A 21645-nucleotide genomic window follows, 5' to 3' on the forward strand; every position below is an offset into this window, starting at 1 on the left:
TCGTCGATTCCGAGAGATCGCCGGCCCGCGCTCAGGCGAGCGGCGCTCGGCCTCGTGGCGACCCCACGGCTGCGCGGCCGCGCACGGCGTCAGCGCGACGGCTCTGGCTCGCCCCGCGCGGCCTCGGCGCCAGGCGGACGGACAGCGACCGCGCGGGACAGGAGCAGCGCGCCGGTAAAGAGGTAACCCGACCAGGAACGGAAAACATCGTAGGAGCGGCCCAGCAGCGGAGCGCTCCGAAGAATGTCCCCGATGCGCCACATCTCCTCGTGGCGCGTGATCTCGAAGCTCTCGCCGCCGTCGATCATGCAGAAATCGTAGGTCAGGATCACCCGCACGGGATACGCGCAGCGCGGGAACAGCCGCAGGTACAAGGTGCTGTCGACCAGGGCGCGGCCCGCGTCACGCGGCTCGGAGAGCCGGACGCTCAGCTGAGAGACGTCGAGGTCGAAACGGCCGCCGACGCGAGATCCAGAGAGGCCGACCTGGTACGTCTCGATCCCGCGCACGCGCCGCCATGGATTGACGAACTCGATGCCACGGGCAAGGTAAGGATAGACCTCCTTCTCGAGCGTCACGATCGGAACCTTCGTGTCGTACATGAGCAGCGAGAGACGTCGGAAGCGCGCCTCCAGGTCGGCGAGCCCGAGGCGCGGCATCGTGGGGATCGTGAACGGAAGGCAGTTCACTTTTGTCGCCATGTCGTGACTCTCCATCCGGATACGCCCCCGCCCGGTGTGAAGCGCCGGTCCGGGCGCGGAGCGATGAAGGCCGAGACGCAATGCATGGGCCGAGGCGGAGCGCGCTGGAGGTGCGAGCTCTGCGGCGCCTCGCTCCGCCCCGCGCGCCGCGTGTGCGCCGCCGCGCAAGGCGCTCGAAAGGCGCTGTTCTCCGCGTCGTTCATAGAGAGAATCGGCGCGTCCGCGGTGGATTGCCCTGGTCCCTTGGGCGCGCGCGGTTATCTTCCCGCGCCGTTCGGCACGAAGCGCGCCGCGTTTCGGCCTCTCTGCCGGCGGCGAATCACGAGGAGAAGACGTGTCACGGGTTGTGGAGCGCGCAGCGAAGACCGCCAGCAATCTCACGGAGCGGCGCAGAGCCGCGGCGCGGCGGGTCGCCGCGTTCATGGCGCTCACCCTCGCCTCGGCGGGGTGCGCCGCGCAGGGAGCGCCGGCGCTCGCCGCGCGCGGCGGCACGGACCCCGGCGCGAGCGCGGGAGCGCCGGCGCCCGCCGCGCGCGGCGGCGCGGACGGCGCAGACGCCGGCGCGAGAGCGGCGGCAGAGCCGATCTTCCGTGAGGCGGAGTCGCTCGCGGGGCGCTACCGCGTGATCGGCGTGCAGCTCTTCGTGCTCGACCAGGCCGCGGAGGCGGGCGCGGCCGGCGCGCGCGGCGCGGCGCGGCGGGCGGCGCTCGAAGCAGAGGCCACGCGGCTGCGGGCGGGCGTCGCGGCGGCCTACGCCGCGCTCGTCGACGCGCCGGCGCTGCGCGCAGCGGAGCAGCGGCCTCGATCGCTCCTCGCGCTCGCGCGGGCGCTCCAGGACGGCGGGGATGCGCGCGGCGCCGAGGCGCGGCTGCGCCAGCTCGCCCTCGAGCACCCCGCGTCCGGCGAGGCGGCCGAGGCCTACCTCGCGCTGGCCGACCTGGCGTTCGCCGCGGGGCGCCTCGACGAGGCGGTGAGCGCCTGCGACGGCGCGCTCCGCGCCGCCGCGGGGGCGCCGCTCCGCAAGCGCGCGCTCTACGTGAAGTCGTGGAGCCTGCGGGGCCTCGGCGGCCGAGGCGCCACCGACGGGGCCATGAGGGCGCTGCGCGCCATCGTGCAGCTCGGCCCCGCGCGCGCCGGCTCGCTGGAGGCGACGATCGACGAGGCCGCGGAGCGAGAGCTCGTCGAGCTCTACGCGGCGCACGGCGACCTCGCCCAGGCCCGCGCGTTCTTCGCGGGCGCGGGCGAGCGCGCGGGCCCGCGGCTGCTCGGCGAGGTGGAGGCCCGCGCGGCGCGGCGCGGGCGCCCGGAGCCGCCCTATCGACCGGCCCTGTGAGTAGCGCCGCCGCCGCCTGGGAGCCTCACCCTTCGCCCGCGTCGATCCGGAACCGCGGCGCCTCGATGCGCTCCCCCCGGCACGCCGGGCAGCGGCTCGGCTTCGCGAGCGACCGCCGCTCGTCGAACGCGTAGCCGCAGCGCAGGCAGCGCGCCGGCGCGACCGAGAGCCGCTCGCCGCGCGCCCGCAACGAGCGCGCGAGGTGCTCGAGGTGCGGCGCCACGTCGCGCTCCCGCATCCCGAGGCGGGTGGAGAGCTCCCACGCGGTCGCCGCTCCCCTGCGGAGCTCCTCCAGGAGCGCCTGCCGCACCGTCTCCGACCGGGGCGCTGGGCTCGGCGGTGGCTTCGGGTCGCTCATCGCTCTCCGCGAGCGTGACACCGCGGCGGCGCCGGTCCAGCGCCGATCGTTCGCGGCCCGCGGCTCGCGGGCGCGCTCGCGCCGCGCTCCAGCGCCGCACGGCCACGACAGGCGCACAGGTGCTGCCTCTCACGACGGCGGAGCAGCGCAGCGCGGCACAGACCGCGCGGGCATTGCGCTGCCCACAGCGCGCACGGAGAATGCCGCTCCGGAGAACAGCAGCGCATGATCCCGTGCCCGTCCGACGACGCCCTGGCCACCTGGCTCGCGGGCAACTTCCCGCACGACGACGCGGCGAGCATCCGCGGGCACGTGGCCGGCTGCGACGGCTGCCGCGCGCGGCTCTCGACGCGCCCGAGCGAGAGCGACCTCGGGGCGCCGCTCTTCCTCAACACGATGCACCAGCGCTTCGGCGCGAGCGAGCGGCCGCCGTCGCCCCCGCTCTCCTGGGCGCCGCCCTCGGCCTTCGACGACTACCGCGTGGTGCGGCCGCTCGGCCGCGGGGGCATGGGGCAGGTGTACCTCGCCCACGACGAGGTCCTCGATCGGCCCGTCGCGCTCAAGTTCGTCGCGGCGGACAGCCCGGATCCCAGGACCATCGAGCGGCTGCGCGTCGAGGCCCGCGCGATCGCGCGCCTCCAGCACCCCAACGTCGTCGCCGTCTACCGGATCGGCGAGGTGCGCGGGCGGCCGTACATCGCCTACGAGTTCGTCGAGGGCGAGCCGCTCGAGCTGCTCCCGAAGCCGATCCCGTGGCCCGCGGCGCTGCGCCTCGCGCTCGGCCTCGCCCGCGGGCTCGCCGCGGCGCACCGGCGGGGCGTCCTCCACCGCGACATCAAGCCGGCGAACGTGATGCTCGACGCGAGCGGCGAGGTGAAGCTGCTCGACTTCGGCCTCGCCAAGCTCGCCGACCGGCCCGGCGCCCCCGCCCTCGACGCGGGCCCTCGCGCCGCGCCGAGCTCCGCCGTCACGCCCGCGCCGTGGGCGCTCGCGGACATGTCCGCCTTGACGACCGCGATCCCGGTGGCGCTCGACGCGGCCTCCGCGCTCGGGACCGCCAGCCTGACCGACGGCGGCATGATGATGGGCACGCCGCTCTACCTCGCGCCCGAGCTCTGGGCGGGCACCGCCGGCACGCCCCGCTCCGACGTCTACGCGCTCGGGCTGGTCCTCTACGAGCTGTGCGCGGGCCGGCTGCCTCACGCGGGGCTCGACGTGCACGCGATCGCCAGCTGGGTGACGGCGCGCGCGCTCCCGCCGCTGCGCTCGATCTGCCCCGACGTCCCGGAGATGCTCGCGGCCGTCATCGATCGCTGCGTGCTGCGCGAGCCGGAGGCGCGCTTCGCGTCGGCCGAGGAGGTGCAGGCCGCGCTCGAGGAGACCGAGGCGCTCTGCCGGGCGTTCCAGATCGTCCGCCCCGCGTCGCCCCCCGCCAGCGCGCAGGACGCGGGCGCGGACGTCGTGCGCGCCTCGTTCGAGCGCCTCGCCCCGCGCGCCGAGGCGCTCGTGACGCGCTTCTACGAGCGGCTCTTCGCCCGCGAGCCGGCGCTCCGGGCGCTGTTCCCGCCGGACATGCGCGAGCAGCGGCTCAAGCTCGCCGCGGCGCTGCAGCTCGTCGTCGACAACCTGCGCGCGCCGGACAAGCTGGTCGAGATGCTCGAGGCGCTCGGCCGCCGCCACGCCGCGTACGCCGCGTTGCCCGAGCATTTCGACGCCGTGGGCCGCGCGCTGCTCGAGGCGCTCGAGGAGCTCGAAGGGGACGCGTGGTCGCCCGTGACCGCGCGGGCGTGGGCGGGCGCGTACGCGCAGGTCGCCGAGGCGATGCGGCGCGGGCTCGAGGCCGCGCGGGAGGGGGTGGTCTCCTCCACGCGGGCGCCCGCGCGGCTGCACGCCGCGGAGACCCGCCTCGCCACGAGCGCCGACGCGAGCCTGGCCTACAGGATCGCGGGCGCCGGGCCGATCGATCTGGTGCTGGTCCAGGGGTGGGTGACGCACGTGGAGGCCGCGTGGGAGGGCGCGCTCATCTCCCGGTTCTTCGCCGAGCTCGGCGCGTGGGCGCGGCTCATCGTGCTCGACCAGCGCGGCACCGGGATGAGCGAGCGCGAGGGCGCGGGCGCTCCGGCCGAGCAGCAGGCGGAGGATCTGCTGGCGGTGCTGGACGCGGCCGGCGTGGCGCGCGCCGCGCTCCTCGGCGTCGGCGCCGGGTTCGCGCCGTGCGCGCTGCTCGCGGCGGCGCACCCGGCGCGGGCGCGCGCCCTGATCGCGCTCGGGAGCGCGGCGCAGATGTCTGCCTGGCCGGGGTGCCTCTTCGGGCTCGCCGGCGAGGACGCCGAAGAGGCCGAGCGCGCGCTGCGGAGCGGCTGGGGCGAGCCGCTCTTCCTCGATCGCCTGGCCCCGTCCGCGGCGGATGACCACGCATTCCGGCGCTTCTGGGCCGCGTACCTGCGCCACGGCGCGAGCCCTGGCGGGGCGGCGCGCATGCTCCGGGCACACGCGGCGGCCGACGTCCGGTCCGCGCTTGGCCGGGTGAGCGCCCCGACGCTCGTGCTGCACCGGGCCGGCGATCGGGCCGTCCCGGCGGCGGCCGGGCGCGACCTCGCCGGCCGCATCCGCGGCGCGCGCCACGTCGAGCTGCCGGGCGACGATCACCTCCCCTTCGTCGGCGAGTCAGGTCCGCTGCTCGCCGAGCTGCGGGCCTTCCTTGGCGCGGATGCCGGGGGGAGCCCCGTCTCGAGCCTCGTGCCCTCCGCGGCGCTCGGCGCCGCCTCCGGCGGCTGACGCGCTCGGCGCGGGGCCAGGCACGCGGTGCGTCGTCGCCCGGCTGGCGCCGCGGCGCTCTCACTCCTGCGCTCCACGACGAGCCGCCGGACGCGCGCCCGCCGCTCGGACGCTCGCGCTCGCTGCGCTTCCTCGACCGATGTTTGCCCGCGCTACGATGAACCGATGAACCGATGAACCGATGAACCGATGAGCCGATGAGCCGATGAGCCGATGAGCTCGAGTTCAGCGTGCGGACGTCCGCGTCTCCGGCTTCGCCCGATACGACCTGAGAGTTCTCCTTATTTCGATGTCTCTCCAGGAAGAGGGAAACATCCTGTCTACCTTGCGATCCCGTGATTCCCCCGCTAGCTTGAATTGATGATGGGATGGTCACGCCCACTGACCTGCTATGTCGCTGCCGTGCTTGGCGCATTCGCGAGCGCTTGCTCCGGGACGGAGCAGGGCTCTGCCGGCGCAGCGGCAGGCGCGGCGGACGCAGGCGGGGCGGGAGGCGACGGCAGCGTCGAGAGCACAGGCAGCGCTGAGAGCGCGGGCGGGGGCGCCGACTGCCCTCCTGGTGAGGAAGGCTGTCCGTGTCGGCCTCTGAGCCAGTGCGACGACGGGCTCTGCTGCGCGGACAGCGCATGTACTTCGGAGTGTGCCAGCGCCGATGATGACCCGATGGTCGACGGCGACTGCGACTGGCGGGGAGGCCCGGAGGACCCCTCGTTCCAGCGCTCGGACACGTGGGGAACCACGGGGGCAGCGCTCGTCTCCCCCGAGGTCGAGGGCAACGGCAACCCCGGGGCCGGCATCATCGGGAGAGACGCGGTGTGCCAGATGGCCGGCTTCTATCAGCGCCTCTCGATGCCGGACCTCGCGTGCGCCGGGCCGCTCCTCCTCACGTTCGCCGCGCGCATCGGCTGCGAGCTCGCGATGGACTGCCTCGGCCCGCCGGGGGTCGGGGTCCGGATCGACGGAGGCATCACCGACCTCGATCTCATGCCCTCTTCGTCCTTTGCCCCGCAACGCCTGTGCCTGGGAGAGCGCGCCTACGGCAGGCCGATCGAGCTGCTCCTCGGGCCCGCCCGGCGTTCTCCCCTGTGCGATGAGGACACCGGACAGGACTTCACGCTGACGTTCGATGACGTCGCCCTTCAGCCTGATGAAATGAACGAGTGCCCGCTGCCTGGCCAGGTGCTGAACGGCGACTTCGAAGCAGGCGCCGCCGGCTGGAAGGCGTCCGCCGAAGGCGGCGTCTCCGAGATCGAGCGCGGCCTGGGCCAGGGCGGCGGCAAGGGCGGACACCTCGCCACCACGCTGTTCTGCCAGGTCCCCTCGCTCGAGGGCACGCTCTCGGTGCCCTTGCCATCCGCCGCGCTGCCGAGCCCGGCGCTCCGCATCTGGAGCCGTGGCAACCCGGGGGCGATCGTCGACGTGATGCTGAGCACGCACCGGTTGACGGCCCTGACGGGCACGGGCGAGGCGCAGGTCTCGCATGTTTGCTTGCCCCGGTGGGCCCTCGGCATGGCGCACCGCCTCGCGTTCGGCTTCCGCAACCGGCACAGCCAGCCGTGCATGGACGAGAACAAGCGGGATTTCACGGTGGATGACCTCGCCATCGTCTCGGACGACCGCTGCCCCGGGGACGCGCCGCTCTTCGACCCCGGCTTCGAGAACGACGGCGCCGACGCGGGCCTCTCGCCGACGTGGGTCCTCAACGCGGAGGACCCGGCGCGCGGCAGCGCCAGGCTCGCGGTCGACGCGGCGGCCGCGCACGCCGGCGACGTCTCGCTCTCGCTGTCCGTGCGGAAGCCGTGCCGCGAGCCCTCGGCCTCCACCGTGTTCACCGTCCCCGAGCCTCAGGAGACGGCCGGTCCGGCGCTGAAGTTCTGGTACCGCACGAGCCACCTCCTCGCGGCGACCGCCACCTCGACGCCAGGAGGCGCCCTGGCTGCCAGCGAGCGCTGGACGCAACAGACGATCTGCCTGGATCCGCGCACGGCGGGCAGGCCCCAGCAGCTTTCGTTCAAGATAAGAGCCAGCGGGACCTGCGACGCGCCGCTCGACGACGAGGCCTTGCACGTGGACGACGTCGAGGCGACGACCGACCCCTCCTGCCCGGCCGCGCCGCTCCCCTGAGCTAAGGAGCGCCCTTACCACGAGCGCCACAGGCAACCATGCGCACCGGGGTCGCGCGGCCTGACGCCGCTCATCCACGACATATATTTTCAACTCAGAAAGAATCAAACCGGCCGACGCCTCTGACGCCGGCGCGGTAGCACGATTTTAATAAATCGTGCTACTGAGGTCCTCGATTGTGGTATTCGGGCGGCCGCCGGCTCGAGCGGCTCCCCCTTCGCTCTCGACCGGCCCTTACCTCGAAGGAGCTCATGAGATGACGTGTCCACTTCCGCGCGCCTTGTGCGCCGGGTTCGTTGCGATGTTCTTGTTCGGCTGCGCTGACGAAGGCTCGGGCGATGAACAGGTGGTTGCCCAGGAGCCGAACAAGGATGTTCCTTACCGCGGCGTGGACGGCGAGTTCACGTCCGACCCGCTCGCCGCTGCCTGCCCTGAGGACCCGCGCAATCCGGGGCGGATCGTCTTCAAGCAGATGACGGATTTCTCCTTCTACAGCGATCGCGAAGGGCAAACGCCGCTCGCCGAGGGGTGCACGTACTCGTATGGGGGCTTCGCCCCGGATCCCCATTACTTTCCGGAGTACCCGGAGTCCGTATGGCTGCAATTCGAGCTCGCATCCGGCGACGCTGCTTGCGAGGCGTTTCATTTCGTGGTCATGCGACCGCCGCACGGGGACGGCGACGTCAAGCACATGCACCTGCGCTACGGGGGCGCCGACAGCGGTTTCGCTGCGCTGCTCGACATGAGCAACGACGCGGAGGACGCGGACAAGTGCAACCCGTGGTGGAGCGCGTACTGCACGGCCGGCATCGAGGGGTGCGACGGCTGATCAAGGCGCCCCCCGGGCGGCCATGGCGCTCTACGCGCCGCGCTTCCGGCCCACCAGGATGACGATCGGATAGGCGAAGTGGACCTCGTCCCCGCGGAGCTCTGCGCCCACGCCGAGCGCGTCGACGCCGACGTCGGCGCGGTAGAGGGCCCGGAGCCGGTCCGCTCCGCCGGGCTCCGGGAAGGAGGCCCGGAGCGCGGCCTCGAGCTCCACCTCGATCCGGTACCGCGTCGTCGTCTCGATCTCCAGCCCCGCCGCGTCGAACAGGGCGCCGAGCTCGCGCTCGGTGAGCGCGCTCGCGTGCGACGGATCGCGGATCTTCTCTGCGGCGTCGTACGCCGCCCGCTTGTCCTCGGCCGGCGCCACGTCGATCACGGCGACTCGCCCGCTCCTCTGGCACACGCGGGCCATCTCGCGCAGCGTGACGAGCGGCTCCAGCAGGTGATGGAAGCTGTAGCGCGTCGTGACCAGGTGATAGCTCTCGTCCGGATAGGGCAGCCGGCTCGCGTCGCCGAGCTCCCAGGTGACGTTGGAAAGACCGAGGCTCGCCTGCCTCTTCCGCGCCTCGTCCAGCATCGCCGGGACGATGTCGAGCCCCCGCACGCTCGCCACGCGCTGGGCCAGCGCGCAGGCGACGATCCCCGGCCCGCAGGCCACGTCGAGGGCCGCGTCGCCCGGCGCCGGGGCGAGCGCGTCGAGCAGCAGCCCCATGGCGGATTCCGCCGAGTGGGCCCGGACCTCGGCGAACGGCCTGGCCTGGCGGGTGAACTGTTCCTGTATCAACGCATCGTGCGCCGCGGGAGTGGCTTGCTTCATGGCGCTCGAGGGTGGACGCGCTCCGGCTTTACGGCTGCCCGCGAACGGACAAAGATCACCGCCGAGAGGCCACGCCTTGCAAGCCCGCGTCCTGACCCCGACGGAGACCACCGAGCACCTCGCGCGCCTCGGGCTCGATCATGCCGGCGCGCGCGCGTTCTCCTACGAAGACGAGCTGCCGGGAGCCGCGTACGGATGGCACACCCACGCGCGGCACCAGCTGCTCTGTCCTCTGGCCGGCACGGCGCGCCTCGAGGTCGAGGACGCGTCCTTCCTGCTCCCCCCGCAGCTCGCCGCGCTCATCCCCGCGGGCGAGCGGCACGCCACCACCTGCGGCGACGCGTCCATCGTCTCGATCTATTTCGAGCCCGCCGCGTTCCCCTCCCCCCTCGCGGCGGTGAGGATCTTCGAGATCCCCGCGCTCCTGCGCGAGATGGTGATCTACGCGCGCCGCTGGCCGGTCGCGCGGCGCCCGGACGACGCCGCGGCCAACACGTTCTTCGCGGCGATGGCGGACCTCATCGGCCCGCTCCTCGATCGCGGCGCCACGTACCGGCTGCCCCGCGGCAAGACGCGGCCGGTGCAGCGCGCGATCGAGTGCGCGCTGCGCGACGTCTCCAGCGCCGATCTCCCGCGGGCGGCGGCGTTCGCCGGGGCGACCGAGCGCACGCTGCGGCGGCGGTTCCGCGAGGAGACCGGCGTCACGTGGCGCGGCTTCGTCACGCGCGCGCGCGTGCTCCGGGCGATCGACCTGCTCTCCAGCCCGAGCGCCAGCGTCACGCAGGTCGCGCTGGACGTCGGCTTTCAGAGCCTCGGCGCGTTCGCCGCCGCGTTCCGCGCCGTCACCGGCCAGACGCCGAGCGAGTTTCGCAAGGCCGCCCGGCCATCGCCGGGCGGTGGACACAAGAGCTGACCTGAGCCGACCTGACGGCGCGGACGCGCCCCTCGAAGAGCGCGCCGCGGACGGCGGCGCGCGCCGCGAGGTCGCGGGTTACTGCGTGATCGCCCGCAGGTCGAGCATCTCTTCGACGCTCGGGACCACGATGAGGTCGCAGCGGCGGTTCTTCTGCCGGCCCTCGTCGGTGTCGTTGGTCGCGACCGGATCGGTGTCCGCGAAGCCCGCCGCGCTCCAGTTCGCGACGGGGAGCGCGCCCCCGCCGCCCTTGACGTCGGCCGGGCTGACGAGGAACACGAGCACCTCGCGGGCGCGCATCAGCGACAGGCCCCAGTTGTCGCGGAACTGGCCGCCCGCGAGCGGCTTGTTGTCCGTGTGGCCGGCGACCTGGTAGTCGCGCTGGAGCAGCGACTTGTCGTTCTTCACGACCGTCGCCACCTTGAGGAGGATCTCCTTGCCCTCCTTCTTCAGCGTCTCGCGCCCGGAGTCGAAGAGGACGTCGCCCGGCAGCGAGATGACCATCCGGTTGTTCCGGATGTTCACCGCCAGGCCGAGCTTCGTGAGCTCGTCCAGCTTCTTCTTGAGCGTCTCGAACCGCGCCTTGATCGCCTCCAGCTGGCGGGCGCGGGCCTTGAACTCGGCGAGCGCCTTCTCGCGCTCCTCCAGCGTCGAGCTCAGCTGCGACACCTGCGTGCTCGTCGCCTGGAGGTTCTCGTTCAGCTTGCCGATGTCGACCCCGGCCGCCTCGAGCTGCTTCGTCAGCTCCGCGACCTTCGCCTGGGTCGCCTCGAGCTCCTTCTGCGTCTCGGCGAGGCGGCCCTCCGTGGTCTGGTGCTGGCTCTGAAGGCGGTTGTACTTGTCGAGCTGGGCCTTCCACTCCTCCTCGGAGTAGCCGCACCCAAGCGAGGACGACGCGATCACGGCAGGCAGGAAGGCCGCGAAGGCGGTTCTGCGACCTTTCAAGACACGAGGGTGCATGAGCACGCTCCTTCACTCTAGTTGGTGAACATGGGCTGGGGCCGATGGCTCGGCCCGCGCCCGGTTCCAGGTGACAGCGGCCTGTCAGGCCGTGCGGACGCGTACCCTACCGAGGTCGCGCGCGATTGTAAAAGGCCGTATCGAGCCGCCCGACCCCCCGCCTCGCGCGCCTCTCTCCGTCGCCGCGCCCCGTCACCGCGTCCGCCAGGCGCGGCGCGCTGACGCGGCGCGTGTATGCGCCATCGCAACACAGGCGCGCTTGTCCATTGTTCCCGCCTGCGCACCTGCTAATGGGACGGCCCATGGCCTATCGCATCACGCTGATCCCGGGCGACGGCATCGGCCCGGAGGTGGTGACGGCGACTCAGGATGTGGTCTCCGCCGCCGGCGTCGCCGTCGACTGGGAGATCCATCACGCGGGCATCGAGGTCGCGAAGCTGACGGGCTCGCCGCTCCCCCTCCCCGTGATCGACGCCGTGCGGAAGAACCGGATCGCCCTGAAGGGCCCGGTGACGACGCCGATCGGGGGCGGGTTCCGCTCCGTCAACGTCACGCTCCGGCAGACGCTCGACCTCTACGCGAACGTGCGGCCGATCCGCAGCCTGCCGGGCGTCGAGCCGCGGTTCGACGTCGACATGGTCATCGTGCGCGAGAACACCGAGGGGCTCTACGCCGGGCTCGAGCTCATGATCCTGCCCGGCGTGGCCCAGAGCATCAAGCTCACGACCGAGCGGGGCTCGACGCGCATCGCGGAGTTCGCGTTCCGGTACGCGAAGAAGCACGGCCGGAGCAAGGTGACGATCGTCCACAAGGCGAACATCATGAAGATCTCCGACGGCCTCGCGCTCGACTGCGCGCGGCGGGTGGCCGTGGGGCACCCCGAGATCCAGCTCGGCGAGATGATCGTCGACGCGGCGGCCATGACGATGGTCCGCGATCCGAACCGGCTCGGCGTGATCGTGACGGAGAACCTCTACGGCGACATCCTCTCCGACCTCGGGGCCGGCCTGGTCGGCGGGCTCGGGATCGTGCCCGGCGCGAACATCGGCGACGACGCGGCGGTCTTCGAGGCGGTGCACGGGTCGGCGCCGGACATCGCGGGCAAGGGCTACGCGAACCCGACGGCGCTCGTGCAGAGCGCCGTGATGATGCTGCGGCACCTCGGCGAGCACGACGCGGGCGATCGGATCGAGCGGGCGCTGACGACGCTCTACCGGGCTGGCCAGGTGCGCACGCGCGACCTCGGCGGCGCCGCGAGCACGAGCGACTTCACCCGGGCGCTCTGCGCGGAGATCGAAAGGCCTCGCGCGGAGGCCTAGCGGAGGGCATCCTGATCCCGCAGACGTGGGATCCGCCTTCACGTGGCTGCTCGAGTGGTGCGCCGAGCTCGTCGGCGCGACGGACGGGGCTGCCGGCGCCGCGGGCGACGACGCGAGGCGCCGGCGGCGGCTGCTGCTCTTGCTCGCGCTCTCGTCGCTCGTCGCGGCGAGCTACTTCCTCAGCGAGATCTGGGGCGTGAAGGGCCTGCTCCCGGCCGCCCTGTTCTTCGCGCTCGCGGTGAAGGCGACGCGCGCCGTCCTCGACGCGCGCGCGTCGCTGTGGCGCGCCGCCGCGCTCGACCTCGAGGACCCAGCGCAGCGCCCGCGCGCCGGCGCGGATCCGTGGTTCTCGCCCCCTACGGCGAGGGTCCTGCGCGCGCTGGCCGCCGTGATCGACGCTGCGCGCCGCGAGCGCTACGCGGCCGCGCTGGAGCGGCTCCCGTCGGTCGATCGGGCCGCGCTCCGGCCCGACGAGGCGCGGCTGCTCGAAGCGGCCCGCGCGCTGCTCTCGCTGGGCCTCGGTGACCCGGCGCGCGCGGCGCAGCAGGCGATCGTCGCGCTGCCCACGGGGATCGACGCCATCGACGCGCGGCTCGGCCGCGTGGTGATCGCCGACGCGTGGAAGAGCCCCGCGCGGCTCGAGGCGATCGATCGCGCGTGGCGGCAGGAGCTCCAGGGCGGCGTGGCCTCCGAGGCGCTCGAGCGCCTCCTGTCGCTGTCGCGGCTGCGCTTCGCGCCGCACGCGCTGGAGGCGCTCCAGCCCGTCGAGGCGCGCGCGCTGTCGGCCGAGGCCTGGTCGATCGGCGAGGAGGAGCTCGCCGCGGCGCTCGAGTCCCGCGCGCGGAGCGGCGTCTACCGCTGAGCCGGCGGCGCGCGGCGGCGGCTCGCGCGGCTCACGGCGGCGGCTCGCGCGGCACGGCGGGCGCGATCTCGCGCAGCAGGCGGAGGCCGCCGAGCGAGATCTCGACCACCGCGGCGAGCCGCTCCGCCACGAGCTGCTCCGCCGAGGGCCCCGCGGCGCGCGTCTCCGCGACGAAGGCGAAGCAGCGCCGGCCGGAGCCGCCGAAGGCGACCGCGAAGCCGTCGATCGGCGCTCGCGGCGATGAGTGCGTGTCGGCGACGCCGATCGCCACGACCGTGTCGAACCCCTCCGGCACGTCGATCCGGCGCTCGGCGGCGGTGAGGCCCTCGCCGGGGCGCGGCAGGTCGCGCCAGAGCCGCGCGCGCGCCTCGCACGCCGCGCGGCTCGCGCGGCCGTCCTCGCGCCAGGTGCGCACGAGCAGCGACGTCGACGACGCGGCGTGGGTCGCGACGAGCCAGGGGCCCTCGCCGTCCTCGACGCGGAAGCCGCGCGCGTCGGGCAGGGGGAGCCGGAGATCGAAGCGATCCGAGCGGTATTCGCCGAGCTCGCCGTCGCCGAGCGTCGACGCCGCCTGCGCGGGCGGCGCGGGCCTCGGCGGCCCGGGCGGCGCGGCCGGGGCCGGCGCGCACGCGGGTACCAGGGCGAGCAGCGCGGCGGCCGGCGCGAGGGCGCGGCGCGGCGCGCGCGCCTTCGGCTGCGGCCCGTGCCCCGGCGCTCCGGCGGGCTGGGCGCGCGGCTCCGGCCTCATCGCGTGAGCAGGACGAGCAATGCGCCTGCGCCGCCCTCCGCGTCCGGGGCCGTCGCGAAGGCGGCGACGTGGCGGGCGACGCGGCCGTTGCTCAGCCAGGCGGCGATCTCGCCGCGGAGCACGGCGTGGCCGCCGGGCGAGTGGTTGCCCTTGCCGTGGACGATGGCGACGACGCGGTCGCCGTCACGCTGGCGCTTGCAGACGAACGCCTCGACGGCCTCGCGCGCCGCCTCGAGCCTCAGGCCGTGCAGATCGAGGGTGCCGTCGACGGCGTAGCGGGCGCGGCGGAGCCGCCTGAGCTCGCGCGGATCGACGTCGAGGCGCCGGCCCTCGATGCGCTCGCTGTCGTCCGTGGTCTCGAACTTGATCCCCTCGATGACGAGCGAGCGCATGCGCGAGCGCGCGTCCTCGTCCGGATCGAACGTGATCGTCGGGAGCGCGGCCCGCTCGACGCGGCTGGCGGTGACCGGGATCCGGGTCGCGCGATCCTCGAGCACGCGGACGCCGGCCATGTAGATGGCGAAGGTCTCGGGGTCGACGGGCCGCGGCGCCTGCTCGGCGCTTGCCCGCGCCGCCGCGCCTGCGCCCGGCGGCGCGGGCGATCTCGCCTTGGGCTTCGCCTCGGCCGAGGCCGCCGTCGCCTTGGGCTTCACCTCGGTCGAGGCCGCCGTCGCCTTGGGCGAGGCCGCCGTCGCCTTGGGCTTCGCCTCGGGCGCCGGCTTGGCCTTGTTCAGCTGCCGGAGCGTGGAGAACGGCTGATAGAACGCCTCATTTACCTTGCGCGCCGCCGCCTTCGCGGCTCGCTCCGGGCTGGCCGTCGTTCTCGTGTCTCTCTCGCGCTTCGCGCCCTTCGCCATCCCCCAGAACATCGCTCGCGAGGCCACGGAGTGCAAACCGGACGGCTTCGATGCCGGCGAGCTGCCCGTCCTCGAAGTGCCAGTCGGGGTCGTCGAGGCCGGGGAAGTCGTGGGGGTTGCGGATGTCCTCGGCCGTGAGCGTGGGGATGAGGCGCCTCGCGAGGTCGATGACCTTGGCCCTCTGCGCTCCCTCCATGTCGGCGAGCAGCGCGAAGATGCGGCGGAAGAGCTCGGCGGGCGAGTGGGCGGCGGGCGGGGCGCCTGGGCGGCCCGCGTCGTGAGAGCGCATCGGGCGCAGCATACGCCATCGGGCCGGGCGCGCCGCGCGCCCCGTCGCGGCGCGGGAGGCCGCGCGCGCGGAGCTCGGGCCGCCTCCCGCGCGTGGCAGCCCGGGCTGCGGCGAGGGGGAGCGGGGCTCCGCCGGCCCCCCGAGCGGCTCGTCAGGCGCGCAGGCGAGGGCGCGCCGCTGGCGACGCCCCCGCCCTACGGTTTCCACTCCGCGCGACGCGAGGAACGGGGACCCACCCGCCCCCGGCGCCGCTCCTGGAGGTCAGCGAGGCTCTCCGAGGCGCAGGATCGGCCCGGGGCGGTCCTCTGCCGGCGTTGCCTCTGATCGCCCGGGGTCATGGGGCTGCCCGTAGGGATGGAAGCCGCCGTACGGCCTGAAGGGTCTGAACGGCCGGAAGTGCCCATACGGCCTGAAGGGTCTGAACGGCCGGAAATGCCCATATGGCCTGTGCGGCCCGAAGGGCCTGAACGGCCGGAAATGCCCATGAGTTGGGACGTCATCCGGGGGAATCCTGGCGTCGGGGAAGTCCGAGCTCGTCGTCTCCTCGACGAGCACGAGATCTTGAATGGGCGTCGTGCTCCCCGCAGCAGCCATCTGCGCGGTGCCGAGCGCCATTCCGGACAGCGCCAGGCCCCCGAGCGCTTTCACCAGCTTCATCACGGAATCCTTTCGCGATGCGAGCGTCTTGCCGGGCGTCATCCCGCGCGGGCTGCGTCCATGGCGATGCAAGCGTGAGGCCCGTTCGAGGCGGACCGCTCGTGCCACGCCGCGACGGCGCGGATTCCTGACACCGCGGCTCGGCGCCGCGCGCGCCTCGCACGCCGCGGGGCGCCTCGTGTGCGCGCGGCGGACAGCGACCGGTACCAGCCTGCGCGCGTGCGCGTCGATATCGACGCGGCGGCCCCTTCCCGGCTCAGGGCGTGATCAGGACATTCGACAGTTCATCGACGATCCTGCCGACATCGCCGCCGTCGAGATTGACGAGCACGGTGATAGAAGCATCCTTGTCGACCGCGTAATAAGACGACGACGTGAAGCCCCAGATACCGCCGTCGTGACCGACCTGGACGCCGAGCGGAGACTCCCGGCGCGACAGCCCGAGGCCGTACCCGGTGACCTCGCCGAGGGGCGCGTCGACCCACGCGGTCATCTCTTCGATCTCGGCGGGGCCGAGCAGCGTGCCGTCGAGCACCTTGCGGTAGAAGCGCGTGAGGTCGCCCGTTGTCGAGACCAGCGCGCCCGCCGCGCCGGCCGCGGACGCGTCGATCGCGGAGGTCATCTCGACGAGCTCCCCCCGGCTCCGCCCGTAACCGTGCACGAGGCCGGGCAGGGCCTCCTCGGCGCCGTCGAGGTAGGTGTGCGCGAGCCCCGCCGGCTCGAGGACGCGGGCGCGGAGCAGCTCGCCGATGGGCTCTCCCGAGGCTGCTTCGACGATCAGGCCGGCGATGATGTAGTTCGTGTTGGAGTAGGCGAAGCCGCGCCCTGGCTCGAAATACGGCGGCTTCGACGCCGCGAGCTCGATGAGCTCCGCGGGTGTCCACGCGCGCGTCGGATCGTCGAAGGCCGCGGTCCAGAACTCGTCGAGCGCCGTGTAATCGAAGACGCCGCTCGTGTGGTTCAGGATCTGTCGCACAGAGATCTGCTCTCCGCGGGGGACACCGCCGACGTACGCAGAGACGGCGTCGTCGAGCGACAGCCGGCCTTCTGCGCGGAGCATCAGCGCCAGCGTGGAGACGAAGGTCTTCGTGATGCTCCCTGCGCGGAAGAGATCGCCGGGCTGGATGGCCACGTCGGCCTCGGTGTCCGCGACCCCCGCCGCGCCGAGCCAGCTGCACCCGCCGAGGTGCACGGCGGCGGCCGCTCCGGGGAGCCGCTGCGCATCCACGGCCGCGTCGAGCGCGCTCTGGAGCTCGACCGAGAGCTCGTCGCAGCCGGCGCCCGGCGCAGGGTCTGGACCGCCAGGTCCAGCGGCGGCGCTCTCGACTCCGACGCTCTCACGGCCCTCGTCGTCCGTGGCGGCCACCATGTCGAGCGGAGCGGGCGAGGAGCTCGTGCACCCCGCGAGGAGGACAACGCCAATATAAGAAGAGAAGAAAGCGGTCGGCCGAAGAACACGGCTCATCAATCGGGTCTCCATGGCTTCCCCGTGAGGTCCATTGCTGCGCTCCGCCGCGCCGCTCCTGAGCTCCAGGGGCGGCCCCGCGAACGACAGGCATCAAGACGCGACGGGTCCGACCGTGTCAACCGGCCCGCAAAGATGCGGGTGCTCTCGCCCACGCAGGACGTCGATAACGCAGCTTATCGCGTGAGTCGGCAGACAGGCCGTTCCCACGAATCACGCAACGGCGAGCGCCCGCAGCAAGGTGATCACGGCGATCGAGTGGCTGATCCGGCCGTCCTGCATCGCCGCCCTCACGTCATCTGCGCTCATCACGACCGCTTCCGTGCTCTCGTGCTCGTCGCCCTCGGGCTCGCCGACCCGCCGCGCGCCGCGCGCCAGGTAGAGGAAGCAGCGGTTCGCCTGGAGCGCAGGATTCGGGTGCACCCACCCGAGCGTCTCGAGCGACTCCACGGCATACCCCGTCTCCTCCAGGAGCTCGCGCGGCGCAGCGGCCGCCGGCTCTTCCCCTGGATCGACGAGGCCGCCAGCCGTCTCGATGGTCACCGCGTCGACCCCGTGCCGGTACTGCCGCACCAGGACGAACTGACCTTCATCCGTGATCGCGGCCACCGAGATCCAGTCGGCGAGCTCCAGCGTGAAGGCAGGATAAGACGCGCCCGCAGCCATGACTTCATGGCGATGGATCGCGAGCGGACCGAACGTACCGGCGAGCGCCGAGGCGTGCCGGCGAGGAATCGTGATACCCATCCCGCCTCACTACTACGGCGTGCCTCTCGCCGCCTTCTCCGGCACCGCTCCTGTCTTCTCCGTCACCGCTCCCACCTTCTCCAGCGTGGTGGTCGCCTTCTCGGGCGGTCCCGCCTTCTCCAGCGTGGTGGTCGCCTTCTCGGGCGGTCCCGCCTTCTCCTGCGTCGTGCTCGCCGTCTCCGGCGGTCCCGCCTTCTCCTGCGTCGTGCTCGCCGTCTCCGGCGCCGCGCTCGCCTTGTTCGGCACAGGGCCAGCCGTCTTCTCCGGCGCCGTGCTCGCAGTCCTGTCGCGGCGCTCCCGCCGGAGCACCTCCTCCGCGTCCTCGCCGGGCATCCGCTCGGTCGCCCCTCGCCCTTCGTCCTGTGGTGGCGGCCACGCGGTCACATAGCGGGGTGCCTCGCCGGGTCCGGACGCATCGATCCACGAGACGCTCCCCGTCCCTGGCGCGCGCACATCGACGTGCACGAACGAGCTGTTCGGATAGTACCCGCAGCCCGTGTCGGCGAGCGCGCGGCAGGCGGCTGCGAGCTCGTCGTTCCGCACCCCGGCGATGCGCAGGTCGAGCGCCCGCCCCGTCTGGTGCAGGCTACCCTGGCTCTGCGGCCGATACCCGCTCACGAGCGACACGAGCCGGCCCGGGTACCGCCGCGCCAGCGCGTCGATGCGGGAGAGCAGCCCGGGATCGAGCAGCCGTACGCCGGGCGCGATCTCCCCTCCCTGCACCCAGCTCGCCCTGCTCCCGGCGGCTCGCGGCGCATCGCCGGCGCGCCGCCCCTTGCGGCTCGCCGCTTCCGGCCTCCGCGCGGGCGCCCCCTCGTCGGACAGGATCGGCCGCGGCGTGCCCCAGGGGCGCGCAAGCAAGGAGAGAGCGCGCCGGGCCTCCTCGCGCGGCTTCCCTTTGCAGTCGACCAGCTCGAGGCGCTCGGGCTCCAGCCCGCTGCGATCCATCGAGAGCACCGGTCCGTGGCACGGCTTCGGAGGCGCCTCCCGCTCCATCCCTTTCTTCGCCCCGCGCCGCTTGCTCTCGGCCGTGCGCGCCGCCCGCCTCTTCTCCTTCTTCCTCTCGCCGCCCGCCTTCTTCTTGGCGACCGCGTTTTTCCCGCCGCCCGCCTTCGCCGAGCCGCCCGCGTTTTCCTCCGCGTCTGCAGCCGCGTGCGGCGCCTTGCTGCGGGTACTACGGGCCCTCCCCCTCCGGTCCCCCGCCCCGTTCGTCTTCTCGTCACCGCTCGCCGCCGAGGCGCTCTTCACGCGGCGATCGGGCGAGCTCTCCCGCGTCTTCGTTCGCGGAGTTTGCTCCGCGCCTGCGGGGCTCGCCGGCGCACGGCCCCGACGGGTCTGCTCGCGCTCCTCTTCCCTCGATTCCCCGGACCTCTCGGCAGCGGCGTGCGCCCCGGGCAGCGGCTCCGCGCAGACGGGCCCCGCCAGGATCGCCGGCACCGCGATGCTCACCAGCACCGAGAGCGCGGCCGCGCGAGCACGCTTCAGGCGCGCACGCGGCTCCCCCCTGCGCACAGCTCCCCCTGCGTCCCGCGGCGCCGCGCCTTCACTGCTCACGGATCGAAGGCTCATCATGGAAAGCTCCAGTCGGTTCGGGTGCGAGTGCCATCCGCCAAGGAGCGGATCTCCCAGACACGGCGTCGCCGCCCGTCCGCAGGATGTGGGATTGGGAAGGGCAGTCAGCGGTCCGCTTCTTGAATCGACCTGGGACGAGACCGGCAACCTCGAAACAGCGTCTCCGAGACGCCCCTCGCGGAAGCTCGCAAGCTCGGAAGGGAGACTCGGAAGGGAGACTCGGAAGGCAACCTCGGAAGGGACCGAACCTGAGGGCAGGAATGGCATGAAGTGCGGAGGGCAGCCCAATTTTCTGCGGCGCTGACCAAAGGCTGTGGTAGGAACCCAGCTGCCTCGCGACTGCGGTCGGGTCGTGAGCGCGGCTCCGGGGTGCATGGGGGCAGAGCCCCTCGTCACGCGGTCCGCGGCCGGGTATCGCCCGGCGCACCACGCACTGCGGCGTGGCCCTACCCTCACGATCAACGCAGCCAGCGTGATCAGCGCGGAGATAGGCGTCGCGTCCCTTGCGCAACATCGTCCGGGCCATCGCGGATCGCGGGGGAAGCGCCCGGCCCAACACGCACCAGCCTCATTCACCACAACATCGATGCAAGCGGGGCGCCACACGCGGGATGCGGAAGCCGAACCCGGTGGCGCGTCCATGATCGCTCCGAGGTCACCAGGGGCACGACATGCGCCGAATTCGTAGAGACGCAACCAAGGTCTGGCACAATCCCGAGCTCCACACGGCCTATGGCCGTGGTCAGCCGAACAGCGCGGGGCTGCCGCGTCCGACGCAGACCGGCGAGGACCGGCGGGCAGCCAAGCAACACCGCGCCGCGCTCGAGGCGCTGTTCTCTCCGCGCAAGGAGCCGGAGGCAGAGGACAGCAAGGGCGGGCGCGTCAAGTCCGGACGCGACGCCGCGTCCAAGGCGCCGGGGCGCATCGTCCTCGCGCCGCCTCCGCAGAGCGACCCGAAGGCCGTCGAGCGCCAGCGGCTCCTGTCGAAGCTGCTCTGCGCGTCGGGCCGGCCCAACATCTCCAAGGCCGCGAACGAGTTCCTCCGCGCCGGCCACGCCTTCCCCGCGGAGCAGGACGTGTACCTGCAGCTGCTCGAGCACAGCGACGAGCAGCGCATCCAGGAGGCGATCGACGAGCTCGCGGGCATCCTCGTCGGCGAGCTGCCGAAGCGGCGCGCCGTGCTCGAGTCGCGGCTCCGCCGCATCGAGGAGTTCGCGGAGGAGCCCGCGACGCGCGAGGCCGCCGAGCGGCTGCGCCGCCAAGTGAGCGGCAGGCCCGAGGCCCCGGCCGCGGACGGCGCGGCCCGGCGCAGCGCGGGAGGGGACGTCTCCGAAGCGAGCGGCGAGGCGGAATGACGCGCGCGGAATTCGAGGCCGAGCTCCGCAAGCTGATCCAGGCGTTCGAGACGGGCACCGGCAACGAGCGGTGCGTCGCGTGCGTCTCGTGCGAGCGCTGCGTCGACTGCACGTTCTGCCGCAACTCGAAGGCGCTGCAGCGGTGCCACTACTGCGTCGACACCCAGCGCTCCTCGGACAGCACGCACTGCCGCGGCTGCCGCGATCTCATCGCGTGCAGCCACTGCGTCGCGTCCGAGCGGTGCACGCAGTCGTCGTACCTCGTGCGCTCGGTCGACTGCACCGGCTGCACCTACTGCTTCGGCTGCGTGGGCCTCGTGCGGAAGGACTTCCACATCCTCAACCAGCCGTACGATCGCGGCACCTACTTCAAGCTCACGGCCAAGCTGATGCGCGAGCTCGGGCTGAGCGCGGGCACCGGGGCGGAGCCCGCCGCCGCGCCGAGCCGAAGCGCGGCCGCGCAGCGCTAGCGATGCGCGCGGTCGTTCAACGCGCGCTCGGCGCGCGCGTCGAGGTCGGAGGCCAGGTGGTCGGCGCGATCGAGCGCGGCCTCGTGGCCTTCGTCGGCGCCGCGAAGGACGATGACGACGCCGACGCCGACCACGTCGCGAGCAAGATCGCGGGCCTCCGCGTGTTCAGCGACGACGCCGGCAAGATGTCGCGGGCGCTCGCGGACGTGCGCGGCGGCGGCGTGCTCGCGATCAGCCAGTTCACGCTCTTCGGGGACGTCCGGCGCGGCCTGAGGCCGAGCTTCGACGGCGCCATGGAGCCCGTGCGCGCCGAGGCGCTGTACGATCGCTTCGTCGCCGCCTTGCGGGCCCGCGGCCTCACGGTGGCCACGGGCCGCTTCCGCGCCGACATGCGCGTGTTCGTCGAGAACGACGGCCCGGTCACCATCCTCATCGATTCGAAGCGGACGTTCTGACGGCTCTGCCGCGAGCGGCGGCGACGGCCACCCCCTT

The 21645-nt window shown here is 73.2% G+C and carries 20 protein-coding genes; 10 read left to right on the forward strand and 10 right to left on the reverse strand.

Annotated features, from left to right (window positions below):
- Window positions 1-89: 89 nt before the first annotated feature.
- Window positions 90-701: a hypothetical protein gene (locus tag WMF11_RS35490; RefSeq protein ID WP_437973881.1), complete on the reverse strand. Its 612-nt coding sequence runs from the start codon at window positions 699-701 to the stop codon at window positions 90-92.
- A 334-nt stretch (window positions 702-1035) separates the two neighbouring features.
- On the opposite strand from WMF11_RS35490, the gene WMF11_RS35495 reads away from it, so the two are divergent.
- Window positions 1036-2034, forward strand: a complete 999-nt coding sequence (locus WMF11_RS35495; protein ID WP_437973882.1) for a hypothetical protein — start codon at window positions 1036-1038, stop codon at window positions 2032-2034.
- Between the two features lie 25 nt (window positions 2035-2059).
- Here the strand turns inward: WMF11_RS35495 and WMF11_RS35500 are convergent, their stop codons facing one another.
- Window positions 2060-2392 carry a transcriptional regulator gene (locus WMF11_RS35500; protein ID WP_437324296.1) on the reverse strand — a complete coding sequence of 111 codons (333 nt, stop codon included), beginning with the start codon at window positions 2390-2392 and terminating at the stop codon, window positions 2060-2062.
- A gap of 225 nt (window positions 2393-2617) precedes the next feature.
- Here WMF11_RS35500 and WMF11_RS35505 point away from each other — a divergent pair, with 225 nt between their 5' ends.
- From WMF11_RS35505 to WMF11_RS35515, 3 genes are all read left to right on the forward strand, one after another.
- Entirely contained in the window at window positions 2618-5170 is a 2553-nt protein-coding gene (locus tag WMF11_RS35505; RefSeq protein ID WP_437973883.1) for an alpha/beta fold hydrolase, read from the forward strand.
- 663 nt (window positions 5171-5833) lie between these two features.
- On the forward strand, window positions 5834-7294 hold the full coding sequence (locus tag WMF11_RS35510; RefSeq protein ID WP_437973884.1) for a hypothetical protein: 1461 nt from the start codon (window positions 5834-5836) through the stop codon (window positions 7292-7294).
- A 256-nt stretch (window positions 7295-7550) separates the two neighbouring features.
- Window positions 7551-8123 (forward strand): hypothetical protein, encoded by a 573-nt coding sequence (locus tag WMF11_RS35515; RefSeq protein WP_437973885.1) that lies wholly within the window; start codon window positions 7551-7553, stop codon window positions 8121-8123.
- Window positions 8124-8153: 30 nt separating this feature from the next.
- Here WMF11_RS35515 and WMF11_RS35520 read toward each other — a convergent pair whose 3' ends face one another.
- Window positions 8154-8939 carry a class I SAM-dependent methyltransferase gene (locus tag WMF11_RS35520; protein ID WP_437973886.1) on the reverse strand — a complete coding sequence of 262 codons (786 nt, stop codon included), beginning with the start codon at window positions 8937-8939 and terminating at the stop codon, window positions 8154-8156.
- A 76-nt stretch (window positions 8940-9015) separates the two neighbouring features.
- Between WMF11_RS35520 and WMF11_RS35525 the strand changes: the two genes are divergently transcribed.
- Window positions 9016-9852 carry an AraC family transcriptional regulator gene (locus WMF11_RS35525; RefSeq protein WP_437973887.1) on the forward strand — a complete coding sequence of 279 codons (837 nt, stop codon included), beginning with the start codon at window positions 9016-9018 and terminating at the stop codon, window positions 9850-9852.
- Between the two features lie 78 nt (window positions 9853-9930).
- Here the strand turns inward: WMF11_RS35525 and WMF11_RS35530 are convergent, their stop codons facing one another.
- Window positions 9931-10812, reverse strand: coding sequence for an OmpA family protein (locus WMF11_RS35530; protein ID WP_437543799.1), 882 nt, complete (start codon window positions 10810-10812; stop codon window positions 9931-9933).
- Window positions 10813-11114: 302 nt separating this feature from the next.
- On the opposite strand from WMF11_RS35530, the gene WMF11_RS35535 reads away from it, so the two are divergent.
- A complete protein-coding gene (locus WMF11_RS35535) occupies window positions 11115-12131 on the forward strand; it encodes an isocitrate/isopropylmalate dehydrogenase family protein (RefSeq protein ID WP_437543801.1) in 1017 nt (338 codons plus the stop codon).
- Window positions 12132-12156: 25 nt separating this feature from the next.
- Window positions 12157-12993, forward strand: coding sequence for a hypothetical protein (locus WMF11_RS35540; RefSeq protein WP_437903676.1), 837 nt, complete (start codon window positions 12157-12159; stop codon window positions 12991-12993).
- 31 nt (window positions 12994-13024) lie between these two features.
- Here the strand turns inward: WMF11_RS35540 and WMF11_RS35545 are convergent, their stop codons facing one another.
- The 6 genes from WMF11_RS35545 to WMF11_RS35570 all read right to left on the reverse strand — a co-directional run bounded on the left by WMF11_RS35545 (window position 13025) and on the right by WMF11_RS35570 (window position 19328).
- A complete protein-coding gene (locus WMF11_RS35545) occupies window positions 13025-13741 on the reverse strand; it encodes a hypothetical protein (RefSeq protein ID WP_437903677.1) in 717 nt (238 codons plus the stop codon).
- A complete protein-coding gene (locus WMF11_RS35550) occupies window positions 13738-14598 on the reverse strand; it encodes a Smr/MutS family protein (RefSeq protein WP_437973888.1) in 861 nt (286 codons plus the stop codon). The genes WMF11_RS35545 and WMF11_RS35550 overlap by 4 nt, the downstream gene beginning before the upstream one ends.
- The gene (locus WMF11_RS35555; protein ID WP_437973889.1) at window positions 14510-14887 is read right to left on the reverse strand and encodes a hypothetical protein; all 378 of its coding nucleotides are present in this window, start codon (window positions 14885-14887) and stop codon (window positions 14510-14512) included. The genes WMF11_RS35550 and WMF11_RS35555 overlap by 89 nt, the downstream gene beginning before the upstream one ends.
- Before the next feature lie 913 nt (window positions 14888-15800).
- Window positions 15801-17009: a serine hydrolase domain-containing protein gene (locus WMF11_RS35560; protein WP_437973890.1), complete on the reverse strand. Its 1209-nt coding sequence runs from the start codon at window positions 17007-17009 to the stop codon at window positions 15801-15803.
- A 213-nt stretch (window positions 17010-17222) separates the two neighbouring features.
- Entirely contained in the window at window positions 17223-17756 is a 534-nt protein-coding gene (locus WMF11_RS35565) for an NUDIX hydrolase (protein WP_437903681.1), read from the reverse strand.
- A 12-nt stretch (window positions 17757-17768) separates the two neighbouring features.
- Window positions 17769-19328: a DUF882 domain-containing protein gene (locus WMF11_RS35570; protein ID WP_437973891.1), complete on the reverse strand. Its 1560-nt coding sequence runs from the start codon at window positions 19326-19328 to the stop codon at window positions 17769-17771.
- A 671-nt stretch (window positions 19329-19999) separates the two neighbouring features.
- Between WMF11_RS35570 and WMF11_RS35575 the strand changes: the two genes are divergently transcribed.
- The 3 genes from WMF11_RS35575 to dtd are packed head-to-tail and all read left to right on the forward strand — an operon-like array spanning window position 20000 to window position 21608.
- A complete protein-coding gene (locus WMF11_RS35575) occupies window positions 20000-20683 on the forward strand; it encodes a hypothetical protein (protein ID WP_437543816.1) in 684 nt (227 codons plus the stop codon).
- Window positions 20680-21153 (forward strand): hypothetical protein, encoded by a 474-nt coding sequence (locus WMF11_RS35580; protein WP_437903683.1) that lies wholly within the window; start codon window positions 20680-20682, stop codon window positions 21151-21153. The genes WMF11_RS35575 and WMF11_RS35580 overlap by 4 nt, the downstream gene beginning before the upstream one ends.
- A gap of 2 nt (window positions 21154-21155) precedes the next feature.
- Window positions 21156-21608, forward strand: a complete 453-nt coding sequence (gene dtd / locus WMF11_RS35585; protein ID WP_012239060.1) for a D-aminoacyl-tRNA deacylase — start codon at window positions 21156-21158, stop codon at window positions 21606-21608.
- Window positions 21609-21645 lie beyond the last annotated feature (37 nt).

It is taken from the genome of Sorangium sp. So ce295, assembly GCF_051527405.1.
GTDB lineage: Bacteria > Myxococcota_A > Polyangia > Polyangiales > Polyangiaceae > Sorangium > Sorangium cellulosum_B.

Excerpts from the sequence above, each read along its gene's own strand:
- WMF11_RS35490 (WP_437973881.1), bottom strand. The coding sequence starts at position 701 with ATGGCGACAAAAGTGAACTGCCTTCCGTTCACGATCCCCACGATGCCG.
- WMF11_RS35575 (WP_437543816.1), top strand. The coding sequence starts at position 20,000 with ATGCGCCGAATTCGTAGAGACGCAACCAAGGTCTGGCACAATCCCGAG.
- WMF11_RS35555 (WP_437973889.1), bottom strand. The coding sequence starts at position 14,887 with ATGCGCTCTCACGACGCGGGCCGCCCAGGCGCCCCGCCCGCCGCCCAC.
- WMF11_RS35520 (WP_437973886.1), bottom strand. The coding sequence starts at position 8,939 with ATGAAGCAAGCCACTCCCGCGGCGCACGATGCGTTGATACAGGAACAG.
- WMF11_RS35560 (WP_437973890.1), bottom strand. The coding sequence starts at position 17,009 with ATGAGCCGTGTTCTTCGGCCGACCGCTTTCTTCTCTTCTTATATTGGC.
- WMF11_RS35545 (WP_437903677.1), bottom strand. The coding sequence starts at position 13,741 with ATGAGGCCGGAGCCGCGCGCCCAGCCCGCCGGAGCGCCGGGGCACGGG.
- WMF11_RS35565 (WP_437903681.1), bottom strand. The coding sequence starts at position 17,756 with ATGGGTATCACGATTCCTCGCCGGCACGCCTCGGCGCTCGCCGGTACG.
- WMF11_RS35570 (WP_437973891.1), bottom strand. The coding sequence starts at position 19,328 with ATGATGAGCCTTCGATCCGTGAGCAGTGAAGGCGCGGCGCCGCGGGAC.
- WMF11_RS35500 (WP_437324296.1), bottom strand. The coding sequence starts at position 2,392 with ATGAGCGACCCGAAGCCACCGCCGAGCCCAGCGCCCCGGTCGGAGACG.
- WMF11_RS35510 (WP_437973884.1), top strand. The coding sequence starts at position 5,834 with ATGGTCGACGGCGACTGCGACTGGCGGGGAGGCCCGGAGGACCCCTCG.
- dtd (WP_012239060.1), top strand. The coding sequence starts at position 21,156 with ATGCGCGCGGTCGTTCAACGCGCGCTCGGCGCGCGCGTCGAGGTCGGA.
- WMF11_RS35530 (WP_437543799.1), bottom strand. The coding sequence starts at position 10,812 with ATGCACCCTCGTGTCTTGAAAGGTCGCAGAACCGCCTTCGCGGCCTTC.
- WMF11_RS35515 (WP_437973885.1), top strand. The coding sequence starts at position 7,551 with ATGACGTGTCCACTTCCGCGCGCCTTGTGCGCCGGGTTCGTTGCGATG.
- WMF11_RS35550 (WP_437973888.1), bottom strand. The coding sequence starts at position 14,598 with ATGGCGAAGGGCGCGAAGCGCGAGAGAGACACGAGAACGACGGCCAGC.
- WMF11_RS35535 (WP_437543801.1), top strand. The coding sequence starts at position 11,115 with ATGGCCTATCGCATCACGCTGATCCCGGGCGACGGCATCGGCCCGGAG.
- WMF11_RS35580 (WP_437903683.1), top strand. The coding sequence starts at position 20,680 with ATGACGCGCGCGGAATTCGAGGCCGAGCTCCGCAAGCTGATCCAGGCG.
- WMF11_RS35505 (WP_437973883.1), top strand. The coding sequence starts at position 2,618 with ATGATCCCGTGCCCGTCCGACGACGCCCTGGCCACCTGGCTCGCGGGC.